This window comes from Streptomyces sp. NPDC086777 (assembly GCF_040702065.1).
GTDB lineage: Bacteria > Actinomycetota > Actinomycetes > Streptomycetales > Streptomycetaceae > Streptomyces.
Genome location: NZ_JBFBJI010000022.1, coordinates 116,830 through 133,196 on the forward strand (window position 1 = coordinate 116,830; position 16,367 = coordinate 133,196).

Annotated in this window: 13 protein-coding genes; 6 read left to right on the top strand and 7 right to left on the bottom strand. The window is 68.8% G+C overall.

What is annotated here, in order from left to right; genetic code table 11:
- Window positions 1–528 precede the first annotated feature (528 nt).
- The 6 genes from AB0472_RS28585 (at window position 529) to AB0472_RS28610 (ending at window position 8,939) form a co-directional block, all read left to right on the top strand.
- A complete protein-coding gene (locus tag AB0472_RS28585) occupies window positions 529–1,659 on the top strand; it encodes a helix-turn-helix domain-containing protein (protein WP_366360505.1) in 1,131 nt (376 codons plus the stop codon).
- A 357-nt stretch (window positions 1,660–2,016) separates the two neighbouring features.
- Window positions 2,017–4,761, top strand: coding sequence for an AAA family ATPase (locus tag AB0472_RS28590; RefSeq protein WP_366360383.1), 2,745 nt, complete (start codon window positions 2,017–2,019; stop codon window positions 4,759–4,761).
- Window positions 4,762–4,883: 122 nt separating this feature from the next.
- Entirely contained in the window at window positions 4,884–5,612 is a 729-nt protein-coding gene (locus AB0472_RS28595) for an alpha/beta hydrolase (RefSeq protein WP_366360385.1), read from the top strand.
- A gap of 243 nt (window positions 5,613–5,855) precedes the next feature.
- Window positions 5,856–7,106, top strand: coding sequence for a sugar ABC transporter substrate-binding protein (locus AB0472_RS28600; RefSeq protein WP_366360386.1), 1,251 nt, complete (start codon window positions 5,856–5,858; stop codon window positions 7,104–7,106).
- Between the two features lie 112 nt (window positions 7,107–7,218).
- Window positions 7,219–8,112 carry a sugar ABC transporter permease gene (locus AB0472_RS28605; protein WP_366360507.1) on the top strand — a complete coding sequence of 298 codons (894 nt, stop codon included), beginning with the start codon at window positions 7,219–7,221 and terminating at the stop codon, window positions 8,110–8,112.
- 11 nt (window positions 8,113–8,123) lie between these two features.
- Window positions 8,124–8,939 (top strand): carbohydrate ABC transporter permease, encoded by an 816-nt coding sequence (locus AB0472_RS28610; protein ID WP_366360388.1) that lies wholly within the window; start codon window positions 8,124–8,126, stop codon window positions 8,937–8,939.
- Window positions 8,940–9,051: 112 nt separating this feature from the next.
- Here the strand turns inward: AB0472_RS28610 and AB0472_RS28615 are convergent, their stop codons facing one another.
- The 7 genes from AB0472_RS28615 to AB0472_RS28645 form a co-directional block, all read right to left on the bottom strand.
- Window positions 9,052–9,390, bottom strand: coding sequence for a GNAT family N-acetyltransferase (locus AB0472_RS28615; RefSeq protein WP_366360390.1), 339 nt, complete (start codon window positions 9,388–9,390; stop codon window positions 9,052–9,054).
- A gap of 24 nt (window positions 9,391–9,414) precedes the next feature.
- Window positions 9,415–10,338, bottom strand: coding sequence for a pirin family protein (locus AB0472_RS28620; protein WP_366360509.1), 924 nt, complete (start codon window positions 10,336–10,338; stop codon window positions 9,415–9,417).
- 105 nt (window positions 10,339–10,443) lie between these two features.
- Window positions 10,444–12,129 (bottom strand): MFS transporter, encoded by a 1,686-nt coding sequence (locus AB0472_RS28625; RefSeq protein WP_366360392.1) that lies wholly within the window; start codon window positions 12,127–12,129, stop codon window positions 10,444–10,446.
- Window positions 12,130–12,296: 167 nt separating this feature from the next.
- Window positions 12,297–13,034 (bottom strand): YoaK family protein, encoded by a 738-nt coding sequence (locus tag AB0472_RS28630; protein WP_366360394.1) that lies wholly within the window; start codon window positions 13,032–13,034, stop codon window positions 12,297–12,299.
- Window positions 13,015–13,539, bottom strand: a complete 525-nt coding sequence (locus tag AB0472_RS28635) for a DoxX family protein (protein WP_366360395.1) — start codon at window positions 13,537–13,539, stop codon at window positions 13,015–13,017. The genes AB0472_RS28630 and AB0472_RS28635 overlap by 20 nt, the downstream gene beginning before the upstream one ends.
- A 44-nt stretch (window positions 13,540–13,583) precedes the next feature.
- Entirely contained in the window at window positions 13,584–14,246 is a 663-nt protein-coding gene (locus AB0472_RS28640; protein ID WP_366360397.1) for a hydrolase, read from the bottom strand.
- Window positions 14,247–14,373: 127 nt separating this feature from the next.
- A complete protein-coding gene (locus AB0472_RS28645) occupies window positions 14,374–16,263 on the bottom strand; it encodes an amidohydrolase (protein ID WP_366360399.1) in 1,890 nt (629 codons plus the stop codon).
- Between the last annotated feature and the right edge of the window lie 104 nt (window positions 16,264–16,367).

Sequence of the window (16,367 nt, forward strand, 5' to 3'; positions counted from 1 at the left end):
GAGTGCATCCGGGAGGCGCCATCGAGCAGTCCGGCCACGTTGTTCCCCCTTGCCGCATATGCACCACCGCGCCCGCCTGAGCGCTTGCAGGAGGTGATATGTATCTCCCATATGCTGCGTCCGGCCTGGCCTGGAGGGCGATCACACGGGTCCGGCCATGGTGTCCTGGGTCTCGGTGGAACGCAAGCAAAGCGTTTTACGGAGGCGGTCGCGTTCTTAGGGGCAAACACCGCTGAACTGTACGGTATCGAGCTCGCCTGCACGCGAAACGATTCTTTTGGCCTCGGGAAGCGATGTGCGGGAAGCCGCCCTCTGCGGTCGACACCGCACGCATGCCTCGGGAGTGGGGTCCGCCGCGCTGTGATGCCGTGCGCCGCCGCAGCACGGCCTGCCGACCGCACACCATGAGCACGCGCATCTGCGGCATGTCTCAGTCCCGCATCCCTGATCTAGCGGATTCACGCGATGTGCCGACCCGCGCCCGCTGGCACGGTGTCCGGAGAGCACACCGACTGAAGGGTGGAGATCATGTCGCCGGATTCATCGATACCGGAAGCGGAGAGGCAGCACTCGGACACCCTCTACACCACGGATTCGGTGCCCACCCACCAAAGGCAGACGTACTGGCGCGAGGCCCTGTCCCAGACGTTCGCCGCGGTCGACATTGCCGTCTCGGACGAGGTCTGCTCGGGAACCATCCGAACGTCCCGGCTGGGCCGTCTCCGGGTCGCCACGGTGGAGGGTGAGCCCCTGTGGGTGCGACGGACTCCGCAGCTGATCGCACCAGGTGAAGACGAGTATCTGGTCGTCAAGCTTTTGGTCAGGGGTGTCGCCATGGTCGAGCAGGACGCCCGTGAGGTCCACCTGCATCCCGGGGAGATTGTCTTCTGCGACTTGACACGCCCGATGCGGATGGAATTTCCCCATCCGTTCCAGACGAAATCCCTTGTCCTGCCGCGTCGGCTTCTGGACCTTGGAGAGTCCGACCTGCAACGACTCACGGCGACGCCGATCAGCCCCGACACAACGTCGGGCTCACTGCTGTCACCCTTTCTGACCCAGGTCGTGGACACGGCGGAAACGTACCCGTCGGCTACCGGTGAGGTACTGGCCCGCCATATCGTCGACCTCCTCGCCGTCCTGGCCGGGGAGCGACTTCACCAGGAGGCGGGTGACACGCCGAGCGCAGCCCGAGTGCTGCTGCCGCGGATCCAGGTGTTCATCGACCGGCACCTCGCTGATCCGGACGTGACGCCGGAGGTCATAGCCCGCGCCCACCAGATCTCCGTACGCTACCTGCACAGGCTTTTCGAGACCGAGGGCGTCACTGTCAGCCGGTGGATCCAGCGCCGCCGGCTGCAGGAGTGCCGACGTGACCTGGGCCGCCGGGAGGCGGCAGGCCGGACCATCGCCGCTGTGGCTCGCCAGTGGGGTTTCACCAGCGCCGCCCACTTCAGCCGGGTGTTCCGGGTCACCTATGGGATGTCCCCCGTCGAGTGGCGAGCTTCCGCGGCGCGAGCGCCTCGTACCCCTCCGTCGCCGAGTGGCGTGCCGAGGGTGCCGGAGGCCGCGTCGGCGTTGCGGCCTCGGCGTTCCCCTTTGCCCCCGGCCCGAAGCGACGTTCACCTCGCCGGTGCAGCCGGGGACACAGCGGCCTGAGGCAAGGAGGTTTCCCGGACCAGATCATGATCTTGCCGGGCGCACAGCCAGTACGGACACGCCCTCGACCAGCTCAGCCTCGGTCCCTGCAAAACGTCCGGTCCGGCTTCGCTCAGCGGGCCGGCGACGTCATTCCGCCCGGCCTTGCCACGGCTTCCGCCAGTCGCACGGCCGTCTCACCGTATGTACCGAGTTGTGTACTGAGCTGCTGCTCTTGCCATAGTGGACACCCGGCGCGCCGTTCGCGCCTGCCGGTGCCGCCTTCCGGCACCGGCAGCCGACGCCGAAGGGCGGAGCCGCCGGTCGGTATGGGCTGAGCCCGGCTTCGGCCGGCGAGTGCGGACAGGAGGGGCGCGAGTGGCGGGGTCAGGCGGGTCGCTGTCCCGAAGCGGTCTGCGCGGCCGGGAGGCCGAACTCGAAGAGGTGCGGACACTGGTCGCCTCGGTGGCCCGCACCGGAAGCGGTGCGCTGACCCTGATCCGGGGGGAACCGGGAATCGGCAAAAGCACGCTGCTTGCCGAGGCCGTCGCCAGGGCCGGAGCAGCGGGATTCTCAGTCGGCCTCGGCAAGGCCGATGAACTGCATCACATCGTGCCGCTCTCGTCGTTGGCAGCCTGCATCCTGCACGGTGATCAGCCGCTGCTGTCCGGGGATGCCTTCGCCGATCTTGCGCGCCATCACGATCAGCGGATCTGGCTGGTGGAACGCCTGGCGGAGGCGATCGAAGCCAGAGCCGGCAGCGTGCCGGTGCTGATCGCCCTGGACGACGTGCAGTGGGCCGACCCGCTGAGCCGGTTCGCCCTGAAACGGCTTCCGACACGCTTGCGGACCTCGCCGGTTCTCTGGATGCTGACCGGGCGGCAGGAGCCGGCTGGGCCGGCGCAGGAGATCGTCGCAGCTGCAATGGGCGAACTCCCGACGGTCACTGTGCCATTGGGGCCACTGTCCGGCGCAGCCATCGGCCAGCTGGCCGACGACACACTGGGTGCGGCCGTGGACGAGCGGGTACGGGACCTGCTCGACGGAGCCGGCGGCAACCCGTTTCTGGCGGTCGAGATGCTTGCGGGACTGCGGACCGCCGGTGGCTCGGGTGAGCCTGTGCACCCGGGGCTCGTCGTGGGTGTGCGCGGCAGACTCGGATCCCTGCAACCCAGCACACTGCGCTTCCTTCAGATGGGAGCGGTGTTGGGACGCAGGTTCGGCTTTCCCGAGGCCGCCGCGCTCTGCGGCCAACCGCCCACCACGTTGATCGCGGCGCTCGAGGAGGCCGTGCGCGCCGGACTCCTGGACGACGACGGGGATCATCTGGTCTTCCGGCATGATCTGCTGCGCCAGGCGGTCTACGTCGACATCCCGCCGTCGGCCCGGAAGGCTCTGCACCGAGAGGCTGCCAAACACCTCGTCTCCGCGGGCAACCAGCCGATTGACACGGTGCCGCACATCCTCAAGGGCGCCCTGCCCGGAGACGAGGAGGCCGTGACGCTGCTGCGGCGAGCCGCTGAGGACGTACTGCCCATCACGCCGGGCCTCGCGGCCGACCTGATGACGCGCGCCCTGGAACTGGTGCCGTCCGCACGACCGTTGAGCTTCGTGGTGGGTGAGCAGGCGATCGTCTGCCTGACACGGGCCGGCCGGAATCGAGAGGCGCTGTCGACCGGCGACCGGCTGCTGGCCTTCCGGCCGCCCCTGGAGGCGTTCAGCCGGTTGCAGGCCGCCCTCGGCGGGACGCTGTGGAACATGGATCTCGTCGACGAATTGCGCCGCCGGGCCGAAACGGCCCTCGCAGTCGGGGGCGCCGCCCCGGAGGTCGGGGCGAGGCTGGCCGCCCTGCGCGCGCTGGCCCTGTCGCGAGGGCATGATCTTGTCGCAGCACGTGAGGCCGGCGAGAACACGCTGCGCGACGCCATCGCGATCGGTGACCGGGAGGCGCACGTCCTGGCGCTGTTCGGGCTCGGCGAGATCGCGCTCAACGCGGGAGAGAACGCCATCGCGCTGGAGCGCTTCACCGCGCTCAGCGCCGTCGATTCCGCCTTCCTTCCCGAAGAGATCGTCGCGTACCAGCACTTGGACGACTTCGAGTCCAGCCAGCGGCTGCTGCAGGCGGCGGACAATGCCGGGTCGCCCCGTCAGGCGATGCTGCTGTGGGCACAGGCCCGGCAGCATCTGGGGCTCGGCAGGCTCGACGACGCCGAGGCCGACTTCGTGACCATGGAGCGCCTGGAAGAGGACGTACACGTACCCGTCCAGCAGCTGAACTCTCGCGTGATCCGTTCCCAGATCGCACTTCTGCGCGGCGACCGGGAAGCCGCGCGCCAGCACCTGACCGCGGCGCGGGAAAGACTGGTGATCAAACCGAACCCGGGCAACACGGCCGCGGTGCGCTTCCTGGAAGCGGTCCTCGCCGAGGACGACGGGGACATCGGGCTTGCGATCGACAAGATTCGGCAGGTGCAGGAGAAAGGTCCCTTCATGCGCTGGCGGCTGTTGCGCACCTGGGTCGACTCCGCGATACGCGTGGCTCTGCGAGGCGCGGACCAGGGGCTCGCCGAGGACCTGGCCGCACAGGCCCAAGCCCACGCCGAACGCAACCCGGCCGTGCCCACCGCCACCGGCATCGCGGCGCAGGCCCTCGGGCTTGTGAACAAGGATCTCGCCATGCTGGAACGTTCCGTAGCACTGCTCAAGGCGAGCCCTCGCCCGCTGGTCCGGGCCGCCGCCTCCGCCGACCTCGGACGGGCACTACTGGCAGCGGGCCGGAAAGGCGAAGCAGCGGCCGCCCTGACTCACGCCCATGCCACGTTCGCCGAGTCGGGCGCCCATGCGGCAGCGGCACGCGTGCAGCGTGACATGGGTGGTGCGGAGGCCGCCGGCCGCAGGTCAGCGACCAGGCAGCGCCCCGTTCAGGGTTGGGATGCCCTCACGGCCTCGGAGAAGAAGATCGCCCGCCTAATTGCTGAGGGCCACACCAACCGGTCGGCCGCCGACCTGCTCGTCGCCTCCCCGCACACGGTCAACACTCACCTGACCTCCGCCTTCCGCAAGCTGTCGGTCAACTCCCGGGTCCAACTTGCCAACCTCGTCATGGCCTTGCGCGACGACTGACCGGACACATTGGTACGTTCACGCGATGCCTGCCCCACCTGGACGCGCTTGGCTGGGACCGAACGCATTCGGAGGCCACCGACGTCCACGGACCCACCCCCTTACTGCCGACCATCGTGCTTGTGCACGGGGCGTTTACCGACGCCTCATCCTGGGCGGGGGTCATCAGACTTCTTCACGCCGCCGGACTGACGGTGCGCGCCCCGGCGAACCCGCTGCGCGGACTGGCGCAGGACGCCGCCTACATCAGGAGCGTGGTGTGCCACCTCGACGTCCCGGTCGTGCCGGTCGGCCACGGCTACGGTGGCGCGGTCATCACGCAGGCCGCTGCTGACGCCGACAACATCGTGGCGTTGTGCCACGTCGCGGCGTTCGGCCTCGACGCCGGAGAGTGCGTTGTGGACGTCACGAACCGTTTCGCCCCGATGCCGGTGACCGACGCGACCGTTACCGTCGCTCTCCCCGGCTGGTTTCCCGCCGAGCCGGACAGCCAGCTGTACATCCGTGAGGAACGGTTCCCGCAGGTGTACGCCGCCGACCTGCCGCCCCGCGTCACGGACGTCCTGTCCGTGGCGCAACGCCCGGTCGCCTGGAGGGGGCTGACCGGAAGATCGGGCCCGCCGGCCTGGGCCTCCAAGCCGTCCTGGTACGCCATTGCGACCGCCGACCGGATGCTCAACCCCACCGCTCAGCGCTTCATGGCACAGCGCATGGCGGCCACCGAACAGCTGCTGGACGGTTCGCACGCCGTCGTGCTGTCGCAGCCCGGCGCCGTGGCAGCGATGATCCGCGAAGCCGCCGAACAGGGCACTGGTCGCGGAGGCGGCGACGAGCTGCGACGAACCTGGTGAGCGGATGAGAGGCGACGGCAGAGTCTCGCCGGTGCAGCCCTGTCCTCGCACCTGACCTGGGCGAACGCTGGGCTCGATGATCACCGGAAAGACGCTGCTATAGACCGTTTTGTAACCGACCCGGGCGTCTTGGCCTCGTCACGTACGCTTACGCTGACCGAGTCGTCACGGGACCCTCGCGCCTCCTTCACCTCCCGAGACCGACATTCCGGCCACAGATGTCACTCGGGAACAGGCACCATCATGTTTTCACCGGTCAGACCGCCGGCGCGGCGGATTGCCGCCCTCTTCGCATCCGTCGCCCTGGTACTGGCTGCCACCGGCTGCGGTGGCGGAACCGGCGGTGGATCCGCCACGGGCAAGGTCACCTCCATCACCGCGCTCGACTATTACACCGACGCAACCGAACACAGCCAGTGGGGCAAGCTGCTCACCGCCTGCGGCAAGAGCGTCGGCGTAAAGGTCGAGCACACCAGCGTTCCAGGCGCGTCGCTCGTCCCGAAGGTCCTGCAGCGGGCGTCGTCACGGACCCTTCCCGACCTGTTGATGCTGGACAACCCCGACCTGCAGCAGATCGCACAGACCGGCGCGCTGACCCCGCTGGACGGGTACCGCATCGACTACAGCGGCTTCGCCGAGGGCATCCTGTCGACGGGCACCTACCAGCGAAAGGTGTACGGGCTGGCACCCACCGTCAGCACGGTCGCGCTCGTCTACAACAAGGACATGCTGGCCGAGGCCGGCGTCGCCGTGCCGAGGACCTGGGACGAGCTGAAGGCGGCGGCGGCCAAGCTGACCCGCCCGGGACGCTACGGCATGGCGGTCGACGCGAACGCCACTTTCGAGGGCACCTGGCAGTTCCTGCCCTTCCTGTGGTCCAACGGCGGAGACGAGAAGAAGCTGGACACACCGCAGGCCGCGCAGGCACTCCAGCTGTGGGTCGACCTGGTGAAGAGCGGATCTATGTCGAAGTCGGTGCTGAACTGGACCCAGGCCGACGTCCACGACCAGTTCGTCGCCGGCAAGGCAGCCATGATGGTCAACGGCCCCTGGCGGATCCCCGCCCTGAACCAGGCAAAGAACCTGCACTGGGCGGTGGCACCCGTCCCCGCCCCCCGAGCGGGGCAGGTACCCGTCACACCGCTCGGGGGTGAGGTGTGGACGGTCCCGCAGACCGGTTCCAAGGCCCGGAAGGAGAAGGCCGCCCGGGTACTGGCCTGCCTGAACGATTCCAAGAACATGCTCACCCTGGCCGAGCAGTATTTCACCGTGCCCTCCCGCACTGCGGTGGCCTCCCAGTACGCCGAACAGGTCCCGTCGATGGCTGCCTTCGTAAAAAGCGCTGAAGGGGCCCGGGGGCGTACCCGCGAGCTCGGCGTCAAGTGGCCGAAGGCGGCGACCGGGATATACACCGCCATCCAATCCGCGCTGACCGGCGAGCAGACACCGGAGGAAGCGCTCAAGGATGCGCAGCGGATCGCGACGGGTTCCTGACCTGTCCAGGGACCCCCGGACCGGCACCGGGCAGGAAGCCGACACCGTCGGCGCCGGGACACCCGGCACTGGTGTGACGCAGGACGAGGACGCGCGCGGCAGGGAGCGGGCCATGGTCCGGGCACGCAGGTGGGAGTCCCTCGCCCAGGGGATGTTCATCGTGCCCGCCGCGGCGTACCTGCTGGTCTTCTTCGGCTACCCGATCGTCAAGAACATCGTGATGAGCTTCCAGCAGTACACGCCCGCGACGTTCTACACCGGTGCCAAGCCGTTCGTGGGGCTGGAGAACTACTCAAGGATCCTGTCGTCGGACCTGTTCCCCAAGGTCTTGCTGACCACGGTCCTGTTTACCGCCGGGTCGCTGTTCGTGCAGTTTGTGCTCGGCCTGGCGTTCGCCCTGTTCTTTCAGCGGCGCTTCCCGCTCAGCGGTGTTCTGCGGTCCCTCCTGTTGCTGCCGTGGCTGCTGCCACTGGTCGTCTCCGGAACGACGTGGAAGTGGATGCTCGACACCGACTCGGGAGTCGTCAACAGCACACTCCGTCACCTCCACCTGCTGTCGTCCGGCATCCCCTGGCTCACCGGCACCTCGCAGGCGCTCGTGTCGGTGATCCTGATCAACATCTGGGTCGGAATCCCCTTCAACGCCACGATCCTCTACGGCGGCCTACAGGACATCCCTGCACATCTGTACGAGGCAGCGAGGCTGGACGGCGCCGGTCCGGTGAACTCGTTTCGCCATGTCACCTGGCCACTGCTGCGGCCCGTGGTCAGCGTCGTACTGGTGCTGGGCGTCGTCTACACGGTCAAGGTGCTGGACATCATCCTCGTGGTGACGGGCGGAGGACCGGCGAACGCCACGGAGACCCTCGCCACCCAGTCCTACGAACTGTCCTTTCAGCAGTTCGAGTTCGGACGCGGCGCCGCGATGAGCAACTTGCTCATCGTCATCTCGCTCGTCTTTGCCCTCGTCTACCTGCGCGCCAACCGGCGCGCCCAGAACGCCTGAGAGGAGATCCCGTGAAGCACGCGCCGAAGCGGGGCTGGCCGTCCACGATCGTCGGGATCTTCCTGCTCGCGCTGATGCTGTTTCCCGTCTACTGGACGGTGAATGCCTCCCTGCAGCCGGCGGGCAACACACTGCACGGAGCCTGGTTCCCCTTCCACCCGGACTTCAGCGGTTACGCCACGGCACTGCGCGACCAGGGACGCAACCTCGTCACCAGCCTCGTCGTGGCCTTCGGCAGTGTTGCGCTCAGCCTGGCGCTCGCCGCCCCGGCGGCCCACGCGCTGGCCCAGTTCCGCCTCCGAGGAACCAACCTCGTGCTCTTCGGCGTTTTGATCACACAGATGGTTCCGAGCATCGTCGTGGCCAACGCGCTCTACAGCACCTACACCGACCTGGGCCTCCTGAACTCCTACCTCGGACTGATCCTCGCCGACTCGACCGCCGGGGTCCCCTTCGCGATCATCATCCTGCGCTCGTTCATGCAGGGCATTCCCAGGGAGATCATCGACGCCGCGCGAGTGGACGGCGCGGGGAGGCTGCGCGTCCTACGCTCCGTGGTGCTTCCGGTGAGTGCGAACGCGTTGATCACTACCGCCCTCTTCACCTTCCTTTTCACGTGGAGCGACTTCCTCTTCGCCCTCACGCTGACCACCACGGAGACCGTACGGCCGATCACTCTGGGCATCTACCAGTACATCGGCACTCACACGGACCAGTGGAACGCCATCATGGCCACCGCCGTTCTGGCATCCGTCCCGGCGGCCGTGCTGCTCGTCGTCGCTCAGCGCTACGTCGCCGCCGGCATCACCAGCGGAGCCATCAAATGAGAGGCGGTCCCCTCTCCATGCCATACGTCGGTGACATGCCGATGGTCACCGCAGGTCCCAACTGCGAGGCGGGAGGACGCCGCCGGGTGGCCTCTCCCGACCGACTCGGCCGTCAGCCCAACTCCGTGTCCAGCCACTGCAGGACCTCCGGGGTCACCGGGTCGGTGATGTCGTTGAACTCCTCATGCCGGTTCAGGTACTTGGCCACATAGGGACAGACCGGCACGATGCGCTTGCCCGACCCGCGCACATCGGCGAGTGCCTCATGGACCAGCTGCGCGGCCAGCCCCTGTCCGGCGAAGGCGTCGTCGACTTCCGTGTGGAAGAAGACCCGCTGCTCACCACGGTCGCGGTACGCGGTCAGGCCGACGCGCTGTCCGTCGACGAGGATTTCGTATCGGTGTCGGTTGTCCACCCGCTCGACGGTCGGAGTGGCGGAAGGCTGGTTCATCGGGATCCTTTCGGTTGGTGCTGGTCAGTGGCGCGGTGGATTTCCACGCGGTGCGATCACGGCGTTCGGCAGGACCGGCGCGGGAAGGCGGTCGCCGTCGTATCCCTCGACCGCGCCGAAGCGTTGGGAGGCGTTCTGCCAGTCCTCCCGAGCTCGGACGATCTCTTCATGGTTGCGGCCGATGAAGTTCCACCACATCACGATCTGTTCGTCGAACGGCGTTCCACCGAGCAGGACGGTCCGGGCCCTCTCGTCCGACTCGTTCGTCAATGTCAACGTGTCGTTTCCGGTGTCGGTGTATCCCAACTCCGCAGGACGCAGAAGCGTGTCGGCCATGCGGACAGGTCCGTGGTCGACGAGAAGGCCGTGCTCGAAGCCGGGGTCGACGGCGAACGTGACGGCCGCGCGGGGCTCCAGGACGATCTCGGCACCGAGCTGGGGCGTGAAGGTCGCTACGGGGGAGACGTCCCCGGCGAAGGAGCCCAGGAACACCCTGACCTCGGCTCCGGCGATCCGTACGGGGCGGGGTACGTAGTGCTGGAAGTCGCGTTCCGCGTACCTGTGCTGTTCGGGCAACGCCACCCACAGCTGGACGCCGTGCAGGACCGTGGTGTGCGCGGTCGAGACCTCCGAGTGGCTGATGCCGTACCCGCCCGTCATGAGGTTCAGCTCGCCCGGTCGTACCAGCGCGTGGCTTCCGAGACTGTCCCGGTGCTCGATCTTCCCGCTGAACAGCCAGCTCACCGTCTGCAGCCCGGTGTGCGGATGCGGGGCGACGTCCATGCCACCCGTGACGGCGACGTCGTCGGGGCCGTAGTGATCGGCGAAGCACCAGGCGCCGATCAGGGTCCGGTCGCGCTGCGGCAGTGTGCGCCGTACCTTCATCGCCCGTGGGCCGCCGAGGGGAACGTCCCGTGGGGCGAGTACGTCGACGTGCGGGACTCTCACGCTCCGTTCGCCGTCGGCCGGTGTTCCGCAGTACGACTCGGTTTGCTCTGTTTCGACGTTGCTCACCACGCACCGCCTCCCTTCCACGACTTGGTTCGTTGCCTGCTAATCCTGTTCCTCCGGTGTGCGACGGAGGCTCGGCGTCGGGATCCCTTCGCCGTCTTCCGGGACGACGGGTCCCGAGGACGTGTCGAAGGCATGGGTGACCTCTGGCCGGGTGCCGGGGACGAGGAGACGGCGTGCCCGCTCCTCGTAGCGGCGGTCGGCGAGGGTGAGCCTGTCGCTGTGCTGGGCGAGATGCTCGGACCAGGAGGCGACGAGGTAGTTCTCGATGAAGTGCCCGGGATCCTGTCCGTCCTGGTACAGACCCCATGTGAGGGCTCCGGTGCGCCGCCGGGAACGGGCGACGTGATCCATGCAGTCACTGAAGGCGGATCCGTTCCCGGGGGCGACGCGGTAGGAGACGGTGACCAGCACCGGGCCGGCGGCCGGCCCGGGCTCGAACACCAGGGGCGGGACCGGCCAGTGCTCGGACAGGGAGGGGTCGACGCCCTCCGCCCCGTACAGCGGCCAGCGGCGCAGGCTGATGGTACTGACCAGCAGCAACGCGCTGCCGGCCAGGAGGGGGACGGCGAGCCCCAGCCGGTCGGCGAGGGCGCCCCACAGTGGCGCCACCAGCGCCTGGCCGCCTTGGAAGACAAGGAGATAGACGGCGAGGCCACGGGCCCGGACCCAGCCGGGGAGCCGCGTCAGCATGGCCGCGTTGAGGGTGGACAGGACCCCGATCCACGCCAGACCCGCGAACAGCAGCGCCACCGTCACCAGCCACGGGATGTGTACGGTGGCCAGTACCACCAGGACGCCCGCGAAGACCAGGGCACCGCTGCCCAGAGTGCCGTTGGCGCCGAGCGCCCGGTTGCTGTGGGGCAGTACGAAGGCGCCCGCGACCGCTCCGACGCCGACCGCGCCCAGGAGCAGCCCGTAGCCGCCCGAGCCCAGGTGCAGGGAGCGGCTCGCGACGAGCGGCAGCAGCGCCCACAGAGCGGCGCCACCAGGGATGAACAGCATCATGCGCAGGAGGACCCGGCGGATGCCCGGTGCGTACCACACGTAGCGACGGCCCGCGTCGAGTGCGGTCAGCAGCTTCTCACCGCTGGGGGCGGGGACAGCCGTCCGGGGAGGCCGCCAGAGCAGCAGGACGGCGGCTATGCCGAGATAGGAGGCGGCGTTGAAGGCGAATACCCACCCCGCGCCCGCCGCCGCCACGACCACTCCGCCCACGGCTGGCCCGAGGGCGCGGGCCAGATTCATGTTCACGCCGCCGAGCGCGGCAGCCTGCCCTAGCTGGCGGCGTTCCACCAGCTCCGGCTGGATCGCCTGCCAGGCTGGGCCCATCAACGCGGTGCCGCATCCCAGCAGGAAGGTGAGCACCAGCAGCAGCACCGGGGTGAGCGCGTCCGCGAACGCCAGCGCGGTGAGCGCGCCGGAGACCGCGAGCATGGCCAACTGCGCGGCCAGGAGCACCCTGCGACGGTCGTAGCGGTCGGCGACCACGCCCGAGGGCAGAGCCAGGAGCACGACGGGCAGGCTGGAGGCCGTCTGGACGAGCGTCACCAGTGCCGCGTCGTGCCCGATCAGCAGCCACTGGGCGCCCACCATCTGCATCCAGCTGCCGATGTTGGAGACCAACTGGGCGATCCACAGCGCCCGGAAGACGCGCGCCGCGAGCGGCGCCCATGGCGAATCCGGCTTTGGGGACTGCGTCGGTGTGGAGGGTGGTGCGGGGCTCATGGTGGTCCATGCGTGGTGGGTGCGGACGCGTTGACTCGGGCAGATGTCGCGTATGTCAGGCGGCTGTTGTCGTGTTGAAACTAGGACCGGCCCACCCGCTGTTGTTGACCGTCAGCGCACAGGGTGTGTGCCCTCGGCGCAGTGCCACCGGTGGGCCGGTGTGTTGTTCAGGGCCGTGGCCGGATCCAGGTGGCGTCGGCGGTCGAGAGAAGGTGGGTGCTCACGGAGGTGACCGCGAGCAGCACCAGCGTCAGGCCCAGGGTGAGGACGAGATGGCCGTGCAGGACGAGCTGCGCTCCGACGAGGGCGCCGAGGAACATGGCGAGCACGGAGAGGATCCGGCGGCCGGGGCGTGGCGCCTCGCCGCCGGCCGGGGTGGAGTCCGCTGCCAGGCCCGTCAGGGTCAGGGTCAGGACGGTCGTGGTGAGGTCCGGAACGCCCAGGCGTCGGGCGACCGCGTTCTGCAGGCCCATGGCGAGCCCCAGGCACACGATGAGGGGGTACCGGACATCGGTGGTGACCTTGCCGTCCGCTACGGCGGTGACCACCACGGCGACCGCGACCAGCACCGTCTGCACGGCCGTCGCCGTGCGCAGCAGGTGCCCGCGGTGCAGGGCGAACCGCGTGCCGAGCCTGCCTCCTGCGAGCGCGCCGAGGAGGAATGCGGTCAGCGAGACGATCGATGCGAGCGCGGACAGGCTCTTGGCGCCCGCCAGGGCGAACCCGAGGAAGACCACGTTGCCGGTCATGTTGGCGACGAAGACGTGCCCGAGCGCCAGGTAGCTCACGGCGTCGACCAGGCCGGTGGCCACCGTCAGGATCAGCATCAGGGGAGGCAGCGGGCCGTGCCGCTCCTCTCCGCGCGGTACCAGGGTGCGGACCGCGTCACTCAGCAGCCTGCGCATAACGCGTTCCTTCCGTTGCGGTGGCCGGCCGGTGCAGCACCACGCGGGTGAGCAGTGCGCTCGCCGGGCCGATCACGATCACGACGACGGCGACCCACACCGGCCAGGAGGTGACCCCCAGCGCGTGGTCCACGGACCATCGCCCGGCCCCGGTGAGGGCCAGCGCGGCAGAGACGATGACAAGGACGAGGGGGTATTCGTAACCGTCGTTCTGGACCCACAGTCCCTTGGGCCGCTTCACGGTGCCCGCGACCGTCATCACGCCCATGGCGACCATCGCCGCCAGGGGCGTGAGCAGGCCGGCCGCCAGGAACAGGCCGGAACCGATCTGACTGGCTCCCGCGACGAGGGCGGTCAGCCGGCCGCCGCGGAAGCCGTCACGGCGGAACTCCTCGGTCCCGCCCGCCAATCCGTTGCCTCCGAGCCGGAAGCTCACCTTCTGCACTCCGTGCCCGGCGATGAGCAACCCCACCACCAGCCGGAGGACCAACAGTCCAGCGTCCATCGTGTTCCTGCCTGTTCCTGGCGTTCTTGTTCCCAGCGTGGGGATCAGCCGGCGGCGTGGGCGCCGATGACGGCCTGCGCGTAGACCATCCCGAGGCCGTAGGCGCCGCCGTGCTCCTTGACCACGTCGCCCACGGCGGCATACGTCTCGGTACGGGCCCAGTCACGCTGGAGCTCCAGGAGGACCTGCACCCAGGTCACTGGCACCGCGCCGCCCTGCACCATGCGTTGAATCGCGTGCTCGTGGGCCTGCGGGCTGACACCGCCGGACGCGTCGGTGACCACGTAGACCTCGTAGCCCTGGGCGATGGCGGAGAGCGCGGGCAGGACGACGCAGACCTCGGTCCACAGGCCGGCGATGACGAGCTTCTTGCGGCCGGTGGCCTTGACCGCCTCGACGAAGGCGAGGTCCTCCCAGGCGTTCATCGTGCTGCGGTCGATGATCTTCTGCTCGGGGAAGACCGCCGCCAGCTGCGGCATGATCGGGCCGGAGAACGACTCGGCGGCCACGGTGCTCAGCACGACCGGCACGTCGAACGCCTTGGCGGACTTCGCCAGGCCCACGGTGGAGTTGATGATGGCGGTGCGGTCGCCGCTGCCGGTGCCGAAGAACATCTGCGGTTGATGGTCGACGAACAGCACCGCACAGTTGTCCGGGGTGAGCAGGTCGAGGCTGGGGGCGGCGGTGACCTCGGAGATGTCGACCATGAGTGTGCCTTTCTCGGTAAGTGGTGGCGCGGACCGCTGTCCGTGCCGTGGGAAGAACCGTCCGGTTGGACGGAGCTGGTGGGTGTCCTGGAAGGGGCGGCTCAAGAGCCAGGCGCCTTATGAGAGTTCAGAGAACGAAGCAGGGATCGAAGGGGGTGCTCGCGGCCTCGGGAGTGAGACCCCGCGCGATGCGCCACTGGCGGTGCTGCTCCGACTCGGCGATGGCCTGGCCGAGCAGCTCCGCCTGGCGCGCGCCGGGAGGGGCCGCTCGACGGGACGCCTGATAGCCGCCGAAGTGGGCCACTGGGCTCCAGGCAGGGCTGACGGGGGGAAGTTCCTCGTCGAGGCCCTCGTACTCGGCGGCGGCGTAGACGATCCGGCCGCCGGTCACGGTCAGCAGCGACTCGATGTGTGCGATGTCCGGTTCGGGCACGGCGAAGTAGTCCTCGGACAACACCGCCAGGTCCGCGTAACACCCCGGCCGCAGCACCCCCTTGACCTCGTCCTCACCGGTCAGTGCGGCTCCGGCGCGCGTGAACATCGCCAGCGCCGTCTGCCGGTCGACGCGGTTCGTCGGCGGGCGCAGCGCCAGATCGCCGACCGAGCGGCCGCTGACGAGCCAGTGCAGGGCGACCCAGGGGTTGTAGGTGGAGACCCGGGTGGCATCGGTGCCGGCGCCCACGGTCAGCCCGCGGTCCAGCATGGCTCGGATCGGCGGGGCGTCCGCGGCGGCTCCGGGGCCGTAGCGCCGTACGAACGCCTCGCCCTGGAAGGACAGGCGGTTCTGCACGGACATCGCGCCGCCGAGCGCGGCGATGCGGTCGAGGCTGTCCGGGGAGACGGTCTCCGCGTGGTCGAACAGCCACCGGTTCCCGCCCGGGAAGAGCCCTTCCGAAGCGAGCTTCTCGAACACCGCCAGGTCACGGCGGATGGTTTCGTCATAGGTGGCGTGCAGCCGGAATCCCCAGCCGTTCTCCATGAGAAGGCGCACGGCCTTCTCGAATTCCACCTCGTAGTCGGGGGAGTGCTCGGGGCGCGGCTGGGCGAAGTTCTCGAAGTCTGCCGCCGCCCAAGTGAGATTCTCGCCGGCTCCGTTGAGACGCAGCCATTCGTCCCCGTCCTCTGGACGGACCATGCCGATCCAGCGGGTGAGGTCGTCGATCTCCTGGCCTGCGGTCTGCGGGAAGAGGTGATAGGCGATGCGCAGGGAGAGCTGTCCTTCCCTGGCCAGTTCCGTGACCGTCTCGTAGTTGTCGGGGAAGTTCTGGAATCCGCCCGCCGCGTCGATCGCCGAGGTGAGGCCGAACCTGTTCAGCTCCCGCAGGAAGTGGCGGGTGGATGTCTTCCTGTGCTCCTCGTCCAGCACCGGCGCCTTGGCGAGGGTCGAGTAGAGGATCAGGGCGCTGGGGGATGCCAGCAGCATGCCGGTCGGTTCCCCGTCCCGGCCTCGCACGATCTGGCCGCCCTTGGGGTCGGGTGTGTCCCTGGTGAAGCCGGCTGCCTTGAGCGCCGCCCGGTTCAGCACGGCCGACTGGTACAGGTGCAGGACGAACACCGGGGTGTCCGGTGCGGCGGCGTTCAGCTCGGTTACGGTGGGCAGCCGCCGCTCGGCGAACTGCTCGGCCGACCAGCCGCCGACCACCCGCACCCACTGGCCCTTGGGTGTGCGGGCCGCCTGCTCGCGCAGCATGGCCAGCCCCTGGCGCAGGGTGCGGACGCCATCCCAGCGCAGCTCCAGCACGTAGTTGAGGCCCCCGCGGATCACGTGCAGATGAGCGTCGTTGAGGCCGGGGATCACCCGTCGCCCGAGCGCGTCGACCACCTTCGTGCCCGCGCCGACATGGGGAGCGACGTCCTTGTCGTCACCGACGACCGTGATGACGCCGTCGTGGATGGCGAGCGCCTCCGCATGCGGGCGGCCCGGGTCCCCGGTGTGGATCTTCGCGTTACGGACGATGAGGTCCGCGGCATTCTCGATGGTATGTGGAACCAGCCCGCCGACAAGCATTGTTGACATCTCTTGAGACTCCCTCTGGGAAATCGACTTCGATTCGAGCCATGGTCGGAAGCGGCGGTCTTTGGCTATTCCGTCCCGCTCGCACACCCGTTTGCTCGAATCGC

Excerpts from the sequence above, each read along its gene's own strand:
- AB0472_RS28585 (WP_366360505.1), top strand. The coding sequence starts at position 529 with ATGTCGCCGGATTCATCGATACCGGAAGCGGAGAGGCAGCACTCGGAC.
- AB0472_RS28600 (WP_366360386.1), top strand. The coding sequence starts at position 5,856 with ATGTTTTCACCGGTCAGACCGCCGGCGCGGCGGATTGCCGCCCTCTTC.
- AB0472_RS28605 (WP_366360507.1), top strand. The coding sequence starts at position 7,219 with ATGGTCCGGGCACGCAGGTGGGAGTCCCTCGCCCAGGGGATGTTCATC.
- AB0472_RS28615 (WP_366360390.1), bottom strand. The coding sequence starts at position 9,390 with ATGAACCAGCCTTCCGCCACTCCGACCGTCGAGCGGGTGGACAACCGA.
- AB0472_RS28625 (WP_366360392.1), bottom strand. The coding sequence starts at position 12,129 with ATGAGCCCCGCACCACCCTCCACACCGACGCAGTCCCCAAAGCCGGAT.
- AB0472_RS28630 (WP_366360394.1), bottom strand. The coding sequence starts at position 13,034 with ATGCGCAGGCTGCTGAGTGACGCGGTCCGCACCCTGGTACCGCGCGGA.
- AB0472_RS28635 (WP_366360395.1), bottom strand. The coding sequence starts at position 13,539 with ATGGACGCTGGACTGTTGGTCCTCCGGCTGGTGGTGGGGTTGCTCATC.
- AB0472_RS28640 (WP_366360397.1), bottom strand. The coding sequence starts at position 14,246 with ATGGTCGACATCTCCGAGGTCACCGCCGCCCCCAGCCTCGACCTGCTC.
- AB0472_RS28645 (WP_366360399.1), bottom strand. The coding sequence starts at position 16,263 with ATGTCAACAATGCTTGTCGGCGGGCTGGTTCCACATACCATCGAGAAT.